Annotated in this window: 10 protein-coding genes; 4 read left to right on the top strand and 6 right to left on the bottom strand. The window is 52.8% G+C overall.

Annotated elements, in window-relative coordinates:
• Nucleotides 1-30: 30 nt before the first annotated feature.
• From KK062_RS13320 to KK062_RS13310, 3 genes are all read right to left on the bottom strand, one after another.
• Nucleotides 31-3126 (bottom strand): TAT-variant-translocated molybdopterin oxidoreductase, encoded by a 3096-nt coding sequence (locus KK062_RS13320; protein WP_254084799.1) that lies wholly within the window; start codon nucleotides 3124-3126, stop codon nucleotides 31-33.
• Nucleotides 3127-3171: 45 nt separating this feature from the next.
• The gene (locus KK062_RS13315; RefSeq protein ID WP_254084798.1) at nucleotides 3172-4419 is read right to left on the bottom strand and encodes a c-type cytochrome; all 1248 of its coding nucleotides are present in this window, start codon (nucleotides 4417-4419) and stop codon (nucleotides 3172-3174) included.
• A 272-nt stretch (nucleotides 4420-4691) separates the two neighbouring features.
• A complete protein-coding gene (locus KK062_RS13310) occupies nucleotides 4692-5501 on the bottom strand; it encodes a TIGR02757 family protein (protein WP_254084797.1) in 810 nt (269 codons plus the stop codon).
• A gap of 74 nt (nucleotides 5502-5575) precedes the next feature.
• Here KK062_RS13310 and KK062_RS13305 point away from each other — a divergent pair, with 74 nt between their 5' ends.
• Nucleotides 5576-6958 carry a serine hydrolase domain-containing protein gene (locus tag KK062_RS13305; protein WP_254084796.1) on the top strand — a complete coding sequence of 461 codons (1383 nt, stop codon included), beginning with the start codon at nucleotides 5576-5578 and terminating at the stop codon, nucleotides 6956-6958.
• Here KK062_RS13305 and KK062_RS13300 read toward each other — a convergent pair.
• Nucleotides 6939-7976: a Gfo/Idh/MocA family protein gene (locus KK062_RS13300; protein ID WP_254084795.1), complete on the bottom strand. Its 1038-nt coding sequence runs from the start codon at nucleotides 7974-7976 to the stop codon at nucleotides 6939-6941. The genes KK062_RS13305 and KK062_RS13300 overlap by 20 nt on opposite strands.
• A gap of 35 nt (nucleotides 7977-8011) precedes the next feature.
• On the opposite strand from KK062_RS13300, the gene KK062_RS13295 reads away from it, so the two are divergent.
• The 3 genes from KK062_RS13295 to KK062_RS13285 all read left to right on the top strand — a co-directional run bounded on the left by KK062_RS13295 (nucleotide 8012) and on the right by KK062_RS13285 (nucleotide 10014).
• Entirely contained in the window at nucleotides 8012-8734 is a 723-nt protein-coding gene (locus tag KK062_RS13295; RefSeq protein ID WP_254084794.1) for a tRNA1(Val) (adenine(37)-N6)-methyltransferase, read from the top strand.
• A gap of 146 nt (nucleotides 8735-8880) precedes the next feature.
• Nucleotides 8881-9456: a YceI family protein gene (locus KK062_RS13290; protein ID WP_254084793.1), complete on the top strand. Its 576-nt coding sequence runs from the start codon at nucleotides 8881-8883 to the stop codon at nucleotides 9454-9456.
• 111 nt (nucleotides 9457-9567) lie between these two features.
• Entirely contained in the window at nucleotides 9568-10014 is a 447-nt protein-coding gene (locus tag KK062_RS13285; protein WP_254084792.1) for a MarR family winged helix-turn-helix transcriptional regulator, read from the top strand.
• Nucleotide 10015: 1 nt separating this feature from the next.
• Here the strand turns inward: KK062_RS13285 and KK062_RS13280 are convergent, their stop codons facing one another.
• Nucleotides 10016-11737 carry a M3 family oligoendopeptidase gene (locus tag KK062_RS13280; protein WP_254084791.1) on the bottom strand — a complete coding sequence of 574 codons (1722 nt, stop codon included), beginning with the start codon at nucleotides 11735-11737 and terminating at the stop codon, nucleotides 10016-10018.
• 408 nt (nucleotides 11738-12145) lie between these two features.
• Nucleotides 12146-13171 carry a rod shape-determining protein gene (locus KK062_RS13275; protein WP_254084790.1) on the bottom strand — a complete coding sequence of 342 codons (1026 nt, stop codon included), beginning with the start codon at nucleotides 13169-13171 and terminating at the stop codon, nucleotides 12146-12148.
• Nucleotides 13172-13175 lie beyond the last annotated feature (4 nt).

Below are 13175 nucleotides of genomic sequence, written 5' to 3'. Positions count from 1 at the left end.
ACTCACTCCTATGTTGTCGTTACCTAACGACTACGCTTTCGCGCTGTCTTTATTCCGTACTTTCGTCAGGTACCAGATGTTCGGCTTCACGCCGATCTCCTCGATCACGCGGTAAGCGCGCGGGTTCTCAGCAACCTTGTCGATTGAGTTCGGGCGCTTGGGATCCTTCTTGATCTTGAGAAGCTTAGAGATTCTGCTTTCCGGGTTGTTGATGTCACCGAAGACAATCGCGCCAGTCGAACAGGCGGCCGCACAAGCGGTATCAACGTCACCATCTTTCATAGAGCGTTTCTCTTTCTTCGCGGTAAGCTTGCCGCCTTGGATACGCTGCACGCAGAACGAGCATTTCTCCATTACACCACGTGAACGTACCGTCACATCCGGATTCAGGACCATCTTGCCGAGGTCGGTGTTCATGGCCGGGTTCGCTACCTCGAACTGTTTGTTGTCGTGGTATTTGAACCAGTTGAAACGACGGACTTTATACGGGCAGTTGTTTGCGCAATAGCGGGTACCGATACAACGGTTGTAGGTCATTTGGTTCAGACCTTCCGTGCTATGGGTAGTAGCCGCCACCGGACATACCGTTTCGCAAGGTGCGTTGTTACAGTGCTGGCAAAGCATCGGCTGGAACACAACCTCCGGGTTTTCTGCCGCAACTTCCACACCAGCCCAATCGTCGGCCGGAGCGTCGCTGCTATAATAGCGGTCGATGCGCAACCAGTGCATTTCGCGACGGTTGATCACCTCTTCACGGCCCACCATCGACACGTTATTTTCTACGTTACAGGCAACCACGCAGGCAGCACAACCTGTACAGGTGTTCAGGTCGATAGACATTGCCCAGTGGTGGTCTTTGTATTCGTGGCCTTTCCACATCGACAGCTCGTCCGGCTTGGCTTTGTGATCTTCTTGGGTCCAGGTAGCAACCGAAGGTTGAAACTCGCGCTCCCAATGTTTGTCCTTGAACTCTTCGAGAATGGTTTCTTGTACGACTGTCTCGCGGCCCATGTACGTGTTGTGCGTCTGGGTCTGTGCGATCTGATAGGTTTCAGTAGTAGCCTCGAACTTCACGTCCACCGCGTTGTAGCTCAACGAGCCGTTCACCAGCGTTACGATCGGATACACGTTCGCACCGATACCGTCGGCTACTTTACCAGCCTTCGTACGGCCGTAACCCAACGGGATACCGATCGTGCCTGGTGTTTGACCCGGTTGTACCAGCAGCGGCAGTTTTACCGTCTTGCCGTTGGCCGTTACCAGGTAGTATTTGGTGATGCTTTCCGAGAAGTCGATGCCGTTCGCATCTTTCGGCGATACAGTCACGTAGTGATCCCAGGTAGTCTTGGTGATCGGGTCCGGAAGCTCTTGCAGCAGCGGGTTATTGGCTTGTGAGCCGTTGCCGATGTTGCCGCTTTCGTAGATCACAAGCTCCCACTGGCTCGTCTTGTAGTTGCTGGCAATAGCAGAAGCTGCCGCCGATACGTTGCCGCCAAAGGTAGGCGCCGTGGCCATCAATGTAGCCGGCTTTTCGAATACGCCGTCGTACAGGCATTTATCCCAGAAGCTTTGATAATCCAGGGTTTGGCCTGTGTAGAACCAGCTCTTCCAGTTATTCTTTAATACTTCGAAGTAATCAACATCGGTTTCGCCCGCCCATACCAGGAAGCTCTCTTGTGCCGCACGCGACTTGAAGATCGGCGTGATGGCAGGCTGTCCAAGGCTGTAATGGCCAGGTTTCGGCTCGGCGTCGTTCCACGCTTCGAGGAAGTGGTGGTCAGGCGCGAGGTAGTTGACAAGTGTACCGGTTTCTTCTTCTTTGTAGGCTGTCGCTACAGAAAGCGCCAGCGCTTTCAAGGCGTTAGCGATCTTCTCGCCGCTCGGATGATCGTATACCGGGTTACAGTTATAGAAAATAACGACATCGATCTTGCCGCCTTCCAGTTCGTTTACAAAGTTGGCCATGGCCAGGTCGTCACCTTGACGATAATTCACCGGCAGGGCCGTGTTGATCGTCGTGCCGTAGCTGCCGAGCATATCGTTGATCGCGTTTACGATCACCTGGATAGCCTTGTCGTTTGAGCCCGCTACCACCAATGCCGCACCTTTGTTTTTCCACAGCTCTTCAGCAGCTTTCGCCAGGTGTGGCTTGTCTACCCCACCCGTTATAGCCGCGCGACCCGCTTTCGCGGCGATCAGGTTATACAACTGAATCACGACAGCACCTTCTTCCGAAGGTTTAATCTGTACGCGGTAGTCAGCGTTCGCACCGGTGATCGACATGATCGACTCGAAATGATAGTGACGGGACATTTCGCGTTTGTCTTCTGTCACCTCACGCGTCAGTGCATATTGTTTGGTGAATTCGATGGGCGATATCCAGCTGCCAATAAAGTCAGCGGCTACACCTACGATCGTTTTTGCTTTGCTAAAATCGTATGACGGTACGATGGCAGCGCCAAAAGACTCTTCGTTTGCTTTCACAATACCAAAGGCAGAAGTCTGATCGTACTGTACTACTTGCGTAGTCGGATAAGCAGCCTTGAACTTCTCGATGGCCGCTTTCGTGCTTGGGCTTAGGATGGTGTTGCTGACGACGCGGATCTGACCACCTTGGGCGGCAATGCTTTTCAGCTTGGCAATAACTTGTTTATCAAGATCTTCCCAGCTGATTTTGTCCTTGCCAATCTTGGGGCCGCGCAGGCGGGCGTTGTCATACAAAGAGAGTACAGAAGCCTCTACTTGTGCGCTTGTGCCACCACGGGTTACAGACGACAGCGCGTTGCCGTCGATCTTGATCGGGCGACCTTCGCGGGTCTTCACCACGATGCTCGCGTAGTCACCACCATTAGTATAGGTAGAAGCGTAATAGTTCGGGACGCTGGGGTCCAGATCTGCGGGTTTATTGATATATGGGATCGCTTTGCGGATCGGCGCCTCACACGCGGCCAACGCCACGGCTGACATACCGAAACCCATCATCTTCAGGAAATCCCGGCGCGAGTGGCCCGGATCTTCTTCCGGCTCAGGGCCCGGAGCAAATTCGTTATGAGCGTGCTTTACAAACGCTGGATGGTTCGCTAACTGCTCAATGCCTTTCCAATATATCTTCTTAGACTCTTCCATAGATCGTTTATCGCGAATCGTTGATCGTATTTGTTCCTTATAATATTAATAGTGACACTTCGAGCACTCCAGGCCCCCAATGTCTTCCACTTTCATAGGCGTCTTATTCGACTGACTGTGGAGCTCGACCAGGTTGTCGTAGTACGCATTGCCCTTGGAATTGACATCTGTCTTCCGGTGGCAATCAATACACCAGCCCATGGTCAATAAGGAATGCTGACGAACAACATCCATGGTTTCAATCGGTCCGTGGCAGGTCTGACATTCCACACCGCCTACGCTTACGTGTTGTGAGTGATTGAAGTACGCCAGATCAGGCAGGTTGTGGATACGGATCCACTCGATCGGCTTCTTCGTTTCCCATGCCTTCACAATCTTTGCAATCTCGCCTTCACCGGTAGTGGCTCCCGACTTGACCTGATTGTGGCAGTTCATACAGATGTTTACCGAAGGGATCGTGGCGCTCTTGCCTTTCGTTACCCCTACGTGACAATATTTACAGTCGATCTCTAACTGACCCGCGTGGATCTTGTGCGAGAAGGCGATCGGCTGCTTCGGTGCGTAACCAATCTGCACGCCTACTGCAAACAGGTTGTTGATCACCGCTTTGAAACCTAAGCCCGCTACCAGGAACACCACCACGAAGATGAAGCCGCGGCTGCGTGTGATGGAACCTACCGTAATAGTCGAGGATACTTCTTCTTTGTCTTCTTCTGAAAGTTGCTTGTCGTCGAGGAAACGCTTCAGTGCGGAAACCAGGAAGCCCAACACCACGAGCAGCAGTATCAGGATAACGATCATACCGATCAGGATGACGTTGAGGTATGTTGCTGGAAGCGACGCGCCGCTGGCAGGAGTACCGCCGGCAGGTTCGACACCGGGTGTTGGCACCGGAGTATCTCCTTTATCAGTCTCAGCCTTTACATACGCCAGGATGTTCATGACGTCCTCGTCCTTGAACGACGAGAAGGCAGTCATCTGCGTCTTGTTGTATTCGTTGTACAGCTTGTTCGCATAATCATCTCCGCTGGCGATAACCTTCGAAGAGTTCTTTACAAACGCTTTGATCCAGTCGATGGAGGGTGTACGGTCATACACGCCGGCCAATGCTGGACCAACCAATTTTTGATGTACGCGGTGGCAAGCCTTACAGTTCGCATTAAACAACGACTCCCCTGCGCTGATCGCGGCAGGTTCAGTAGAAATACTTTGAGCGTTTGTAGAGAAGGTGAGTAATGCGAAAACGAGAACTAAGGTGAACTTGCAAGCGGAGGCAGTAAATTTTTTAATCATGTTAGGTTCAGTGTCCGTTTTCAAAACAAGCGGCACAAATCTACTATCGGAACTCATTTTTTCAAATTTATTTGAATCGTTGCACAATCAATGTCATCGAAAATCTTACTTCAAACGATGATTTTCGGCACCTTTTGTCAACGCGTGCGAAGGTATAAACGGAATGGATAGCACGGCTCAAAAAAGTGCAATTTAGAATGATTATGAATACATAATAGGGCCTGTACAGCCCTGAAATGGTGTTCAGATAACCCTATGGGATCTGTCTATTATTACACTTTAACTTGCTTGGACCAGCCCTCTTCAATACCGAGGCCAAACAGCGCAAAGTCATATTTGACGGGGTCTGCCGCGTCGAAGGCCCGTAGATGCGCGGTCAATTCAAGTGCCGTCTCCCAGTCGGTCTGTTTCCTGCGAATCAACTTCAGTCGCCGCGCCGTACGGTCTACGTGCAAGTCGCACGGACATACCAGTTGTGCCGGCGTGATCCGCTTCCACACACCGAAGTCCACACCACAATTATCCTGTCGAACCATCCACCGAAGGTACATCGCCAATCGTTTGCAGGTTGACTTCCGTATCGGGGCGGGTATGTGTTTGCGTGTGCGGCGGGGCGCATCTTCCAGACTAAAGAAGATTTCCTGAAACTGGTTCAGCCCCAGCTCGATGGTCTCGGCGCCAGGCACATAAAAGGCATCCTCCAACGAGGTATGCTGTTGATAATACCAGCGCAATGCCTCCACAAAGTACAGCGTGTCCGTGGTGTTGAACGTGCGATGCTTAAAATCCATGAGCGGTCGCAAATCTTTTTCGCTGTGGTTCAAAATGAACTTATAGGGATCGTTGTCCATCATGCCCATCAACTGCCAGCACTTGTTGATGATCGTTACGCGCTGCCCCCAGGCCAGCACCGCGGCAAAAAGCCCCGCGATCTCGATGTCTTGCTTACGCCGAAAGCTATGCGGAATCGACACAGGGTCGTTCTCGATAAACCCCGGACGGTTGTACTGATCGACCTTCTCGTTCAGGAAATCCCGTACGGTCTCCCACTTCTTACCGTGCACGTGCTTGCGCGACTTCATAACATTCATGGCTTTGGCCACAAGATTATACAAAAAGCGGGCATTTTGTATCTTGGTCCGCTACTAACCGTGTTATGAAACGAATTCTACGCATTGTCCTCTTTTCCTTGCTCTTCATCATCCTGGCCGTCATCGGCTATCTCGCCATCACATTTCCGCCGGTAATGACCGGCATGGCCGCCAAAACTATGTGCTCATGCGTATTCGTCACTGGCCGCACAGCCGAGAGCGTGGTGCAGCAAGAGCTGCAGGTGTTTCCCGGGCTGGCATCCCTGCCCCTCGACATCAACCACACCGACTCCACCGTGACGGCCTCCCTGCTGGGCCGTACGGCCAAGGCTATCTTTCGCAAAGGATTGGGATGTACGTTACTGGCCGAGCGTTCCGAAGCAGACGTACGCCGTCAGCCTGTCAGGCTGCCCGCTCCCCCACCCTTTGATCCCGACACGGTAGACTGGCCTACCGGTAACCGTATACGCCGCGACACCTTGCCGGCCCATATAGACTACGCCGCCGTCAAACAAGCCGTCGACGAAGCCTTTGTCGACATCGATCCCGCCAAACCGATCTTTACCCACGCCGTCGTAGTGATTCACAACAACGAGCTGATCGCCGAAAAATATGCCAACGGCTACGACATCAACAGCCGCTGTATGGGATGGTCGATGACAAAAAGCATAACCAATGCGTTGGTGGGCATCCTGGTCAAAGAAGGACAGATCGGCACCGAAGACCCCGCCCCCGTGGCCGAATGGCAGCATGACGACCGGAAAAACATTACTATCAATAACCTGTTGCAAGCCAGCAGCGGCTTAGCCTGGTCGGAGACGTATTTTAATCCTACGGCTGACTTCCACAGCATGTTTATCAAGAGCGACGACAAAGCAGCCTATGCTGCCAGCCGCCCGTTGAAGCATGAACCGGGCACAGTCTTTCAGTACTCCAGCGGCACGACCAATATCCTCTCGCGCATCATCCGCGAGAAGACCGGCGACGGATACTACGCCTTCCCCTTCGAGAAACTCTTCTATCCGCTCGGCATGCACACCGCGATTATCGAGCCCGACGCCTCGGGCACATTCGTGGCATCGTCCTACTCGTACGCCAGCGCACGCGACTGGGCTCGCCTGGGCATGCTATACCTGAATGATGGTGTTTGGAACAACAAACGCATCCTGCCGGCAGGCTGGGTGAAGTATTCCACAACACCCAACACGACCTCACCGATGCAAGAATACGGAGCACAGATCTGGCTGAACCGCGGCGCGGTGAACGACTCGACCAACGTGAAATATAAGGGACTTCCCAACGAAGCAATCTTATTCGATGGCTTCGAAGAAAATACCGTACTGATCATCCCATCTAAGAAACTGGTGATTGTACGACTGGGGGTGACACACAACCGGAACTTCAGCCTACCCAAGCTGACCGCCGCCGTTATGAAAGCGGTTCAGTAGATTCGTCAGCAATATCAACGTCATACCGTATACCCGCCGCCTTTCGAATGGCATCCAGCGTCTCCAGCAACGCCAGGCTATCGGAGTGTTTCATGATGGGGCTTTCAATCCGCCCCTGCCGCAAGCATTGGTTGACATGGCGTGCTTCAAACTGATAACCATAGCCTGTCTCGCGGTAAACTTCCACCGGCTTCGGGTCTTCTTTGCCCATGGCTACTTCGAGTGTACTGACAGCGTTGTGAAAACGATTCTTTAACATCAGTCGCCCTTCCGTGCCGACAATGACAGCCTCCACGGGCGTCTCTGCTGTCATGGTACTCGACAGCGATGCCAACGCACCCTGTGCAAACTTCAGCGACATCACACACTGCTCGTCTACCCCGGTTTCATGCAAGCGCGCCATGGCTTGAATCGCTACGGGTTTCCCCAGGATTGCCTGCGCCAGGAATACAGGATAAATGCCAATGTCAAGCAACGAGCCTCCGCCCAGAGCGGGGTCGAATATCCGCGAGGCCACGGGTGGCTGCGGACGAAAACCAAACGCCGCCTGAATCCATTGTATCTCTCCCAGCACACCACTCAGGATGATCTCCAGCACCTTACTATACTGCGGCAAAAACTTTGTCCAAAATGCCTCCATCAAAAATACACCTTGTGCCTGCGCATAATCGATCATATGTCGCGCCTGAGCACGGTTTAAGGCAAAGGCCTTCTCGCAGAGAACAGCTTTGCGATGGCGCAGACAGAGCATGGTATGCTCGAAGTGAAAGCCGTGCGGCGTGGCAATGTAGATTACGTCCACCATCGGGCTGGACGCCAGCGCTTCATACGAAGTGTGTACGTCGTTAGCACCATACGTCAAGGCAAAGGTGCGGGCTCGTGCTTCGTCGCGCGCGGCCACGGCTACCAGCACCGCATCATCGACAAGCTTCAGGTCGTTGGCGAACTTATGGGCGATCTTGCCGCAACCGAGAATACCCCACCGGATTTTTTCCCCGGCATTATTTTTTTCTTCCATTGGATGTTTCGTTGTAAATTAGGAATATTCACGCTATGGCGAAAAGCGGAGTACACTTTCACTTCAAACACTTTTCCGTGCGGCATGACGTAGCCGCGATGAAGGTCGGAACCGACGGCGTGCTGCTCGGCGCGTGGGCTTCTATCGATGCGGCGCACTATATACTCGACATCGGCACCGGCTCGGGTGTCATCGCACTCATGCTGGCACAACGCTCGGCCCCGGATGTCGTCATCGATGCGATCGAGCTCGAAGCCACCGAGGCCGAGCTGGCCCGCGAGAACGTCGACTCCTCGCCGTGGCCGGCGAAGGTGAATGTCTATACATCCGCCATCCAGGACTTTCGGCCCGGTATGAAATACGACGCGATTGTTTCCAACCCGCCGTACTTCATACAAAGTCAGGAATCGCCGGACCTCCGCCGTACGCAATCTCGTCACACCGTCACACTCTCCTATCCGCAGCTGTTAGATGCCGTCGAGGCGCTCCTGACAGAAGACGGGACATTTCACACCATATTACCCCATGCCGAAGGGCTACAGTTTATTACCCTGGCCGCCGGCCGGGGACTACATTGTACCCGGCAGTGGAGCTTTCGCACGCGCAAGGAGAAACCCATCGAACGATGGCTACTGGAGTTCTCGCGCAAGACCTCCGGCACAACACCTGGTACCGGCGAGATTTTGCTCTACGACCAGGGAACGGATTGGTCGGAATATTACCGTAAACTCACAAAAGAGTTCTATCTTAATGCTTAGTCAACATGACCTGACACCTGAAAAGTAAGGTAAGAAGGAAATTTATTGATTGATTTTCAAGGTGTTATAAAATATTAATTAGATGTTTAAACATCTAATTACTTATTTGCGTTATAGGGACAACACCAAAAAAACATAAATATCATATGAAAAAAGTAAGCACCTTATTGGTCGCTGTAGCCTTCGCCGGCACTGCATTCGCACAAACCACCTGGAACATTGACAAGCCCCACTCAAAAGTAGGTTTTAGCGTAGCCCACTTAGTAGTATCTGAAGTAGACGGTAACTTTAAAGAGTTTGACGGAAAAGTCGTGAGCAAAGCAGCCGACTTCAACGGCGCCGACGTGGAGTTCACCGCGAAAGTTGCTTCGGTCAACACCGAAGACGAAAAACGCGATGGCCACCTGGCGTCAGACGATTTCTTCAACGCAGAGAAATATCCCGAGATCAAATTCAAAGGCAACCTGGTGAAGCAAGGCACCAAGTACGTACTGAAAGGCAACCTGACCATTCGTGACGTGACCAAACCGGTAACCCTCGATGTGGTATACGGCGGCACGGCAAAAGCATTTGGTGGTGAAAAAGCCGGCTTTAAAATAAACGGCAAGATCAACCGTCAGGACTACAACCTGAAGTGGAGCAAAACCACAGAAGCGGGTGGCCTGGTCGTTGGCGACGACGTAGAGATTACCGCCAAGATCGAATTGAACAAAGCAGCGTAAGCTGTCTATAAAAAACTTGCAGGACGCCGGTACGTGTGAGAACTTGCCGGAAAAGGAAAAGCCGGCGTCCTGTAACTCTTCCTTTTTTTAAGTACACTATCCCACTTGACTATGAAAATCGAAGAAGAGATCATCCAGCCCAAGTTTCGGAACTACCATCAAAAGGCCGTCATCAACCTGATCTTCACGTCCAACTGGATCGGCAACCTTCAACAACAATTCCTGAAACCCTACGGCATCACCAGTCAGCAGTTTAACATCCTGCGCATCCTGCGTGGCCAACATCCCAAAAGTATCTCGGCGTCCGCCATTAAGATGCGCATGATGGATAAAAACTCGGATGTGTCGCGGCTACTCGACCGCCTCGAAGCGAAAGAGTTGGTGGAACGCAAGATCTGCCCCTCCGACAAACGCGCGGCGGACGTACTCATTACCGACAAAGGCCTCGGCTTGCTGGCAGACGTAGACAGAGACCAACAGGCCTTTGATCACGTCATTGCCTTGTCAGACGACGAAGCCCAACTGCTGAGCGACCTGCTCGACAAGTGTCGCGGCTAGGTCAGATCTTTGCCAGCTCGGCTTTCACAAAGTCCATCAGCTCGCGGATGTATGCACGGCTGAAGTCGAACTTAATGCCCGCCGCTGCATAGATCTCCGGGATGGGGCGCATATACCCCAGCTTTAACGCGCGCTGGTAGCCTTCCAGTCCCTTGGCCGGATTCTTTCTGAAGTTTCTCCACACGGCAATTGCGCCCAACTGGGCCATACCATACTCAATATAATAGAATGGCACCTCGTACAAGTGTAGCTGCTTTTGCCACAGATAGTCTTTCGCCGTCTCTAAACCGCGCCAGTCGGTGGCGGTATCCGAAAATTCGTCTACGATTTTATTCCAGCAGCGCTTGCGCTCTTCGTGCGTATGGTTGGCGTGCTCATAGAGCCAATGTTGGAAACGGTCAATCGTCGCCACCCAGGGCAATGTTTCAATGATGTCTTCCAGGTGCTCGCGCTTGGCGCGCTTGAGTGCATCGGCATCGGGGAAGAAGATATCCCAATGATCCATCGAGATCAGCTCCATCGACATCGACGCCAGCTCGGCCACTTCCGAAGGCGTCGACTTAAAGTCGTTCAGCTCCAGGTCGCGCGTCAGAAAGTTGTGAATGGCATGGCCACCTTCGTGCATGATCGTCACCATGTCGCGTAGCGTCGACGTTGCATTCATAAAAATGAACGGCACACCGATCTCCGCCAGTGGATAATTATAGCCACCCGGCGCCTTGCCCTTACGCGACTCGAGGTCGAGGTGACCCATCGACCGCATGATCTCCAGGCACTGTCCCAGGAATGGATCCAACCGACGGAACGTTTCAATAGTCTTTTCGGTCAGCTCCGTACCATTCTCGAAGGGCTTCAGCGCATCGCGTCCTTCCGCGTCCACAGCCTTGTCCCACGGCCGCAGCGCATCCACGCCCAGCGCACGTTTGCGTTCCAACGCAAACTCGTTCAACAACGGCACGACTTCGCCCTGAATGGCTTCGTGGAAATCAAAACAATCCTTGGGCGTATAGTCAAAACGGCCCAGGGACTTAAACATATAGTCGCGATAGTTGGAAAAGCCCGCATTGAGCGAAACCTCGTGGCGTAGTTTCACCAGGCGGGTAAACAGGTCGTCCAGCACCTCTTTGTCTTGCAGCCGGCGCTCACCGACCTTACGGTAAACCTCCTCGCGTTTCTTACGATCGGTCGACATCAGCAGTACCGATGCCTGGGGCAGCGTGATCTCGGCCCCCTCCCACTGAATGGTCATTGCCCCGGAAATCTGGGCATATTTTTGCGTCTCCGTCGCGATTTCGGTATACAACGGCACGTTCTCGTCACGGAACAGCTCGATCTCTTTCTTCAGTGTACGGATGAGGATGTCATACCCCTCCTCGTTAGCCAGCACATCCAGGAACGGCGATGCCGCCGCCTTTTTGTTCAGCTGGTCGGATACCGGGGCCATGCGGGGCTGGATTTGCTCGATAAACTCTTGATACGCATGGCGATAGGTTTCATTTTCCGTATAACACGTCATGCGAATGTACCGCCAGGCCAGGTCTTCCGACACCACGGCCTCCAATTCGCTGCGGTCCTTAAACCACTGGCGAAGGTCGTCCGCGGAGTCCAGCGGCTTGACCTGCAGCGTATCAAAATAGGGCTTTAGTGCATCCCAGGTACTAATCGTGAAGTTTTCAGGCAAAAAGCGACGGGAAGGCCGCTGGGGTATAGTTATGTCGGGCATGTGTGTTCTTGGGGTAGTATGACAAGCCAAAAATACACAGCAGACTAATGTAATGAAACAGGAAAAATCAAGGGTGCAGGGGGTCATACCCGTATCAAAGCCGTACTTACTCCCCACCAAAGCCCTACTAAAGCGCTATAAAAGGCATGCATACTCCGTCATAAGTCGTGGATCTGGTTCAAGTCTTCCGACCGAAGGGAGGGCGACTTGGACCTACCCCAATGCCAGTCTTCAGACTGGCGAGTCCAACAATGCTGAAACCGACCATCCCTACACCAAAGCTACCACCACACCTATAGCATACTTATACCATAGCTATGGATACCTTATAGTAACCTTATATCGAGTATAGTGTAATCATTGCCGGCCACGCTGCGACAGCGGCGTATTTAGCCCACAAGGGTGCTTTTAAGCCACTAATACGCTTTGATACTTCTTGGGATCCTGTAACGCCTTCGCAATACCTTTGCTCACAGAAAGCAACGCTTGCGGATCAATGTGCACAGGCAGCTTGATGCGGGACTCGAAGCGCTCCTTAAGCCCGCGCAAGTAGGCGTTGCCGCCGGTGATGTTGATGCCGTTTACATAAATGTCGGCGGCCAGCTCAGGCGGGCAGGTCTCCAGGGTCTGAATGATGGCGTGCTCGATGGCCGCGACCGATTTCTCCAGAATGTACACCACCTCGGCGTGGTCGACACGGCGCACCACCGGAATACCTTCCATCAGGTCTTTACCCCGCACCATCATCGGGGCCGGCGCTTCCTTCAGGTCGTTTTGTACTGCGCCCACTTTGATCTTTACTTGCTCGGCGGTCTTCAAACCAATGGCCATGTTGTAGCTCCGGCGGAAGTGATCCTGAATGGCTTCATCAAACGTATCGCCGGCGATCTTCACGGACTGGAACGCAGCAATACCCGACAACGATATGATCACGATCTCGGTAATGCCACCGCCAATGTCAATCACCATCTTGCCTTCGGGCTCGCGAATGTCGAGGCCCAGGCCGAGGGCAGCTGCCAACGGTTCATATAACAAATAAGTATGACGGGCATTAAACTGGCCCAGAGCGTCGCGCAGGGCGCGGCGTTCTACTTCGGTGGTTGAGTACGGTATACCTGAGATGATATTTTCGTAACCACTCAGGAACGAGGTGCCGCGGTTGGCTTGTTTGATCAGTTCGTGGATCATCCGGCTGGCCGAATCGTAGTCGGCAATGACGCCACCCTTGAGCGGCTTGATGGGGCGCAGCTCTTCATGACTCTTCTCGAACATACTGTAAGCTTTGTCACCTACAGCCTTCACCGCATTGTTATGGGCGTCGAAAACTATATAGGACGGCTGCGAAACCAGCAGATTGTCCTTGTCGCTTACTAATGTATTATTATTGCCTAAATCGATAGCCAGGCTTTTGTTCTTGAAGAGGTTGAAGTTCATGTTC

It is taken from the genome of Dawidia cretensis (assembly GCF_018598175.1).
Taxonomy (GTDB): Bacteria; Bacteroidota; Bacteroidia; order Cytophagales; family Cyclobacteriaceae; genus Ohtaekwangia; species Ohtaekwangia cretensis.
Note: the sequence above shows the minus strand (reverse complement) of the source record. Positions and strands in the feature narration are given on the sequence as shown.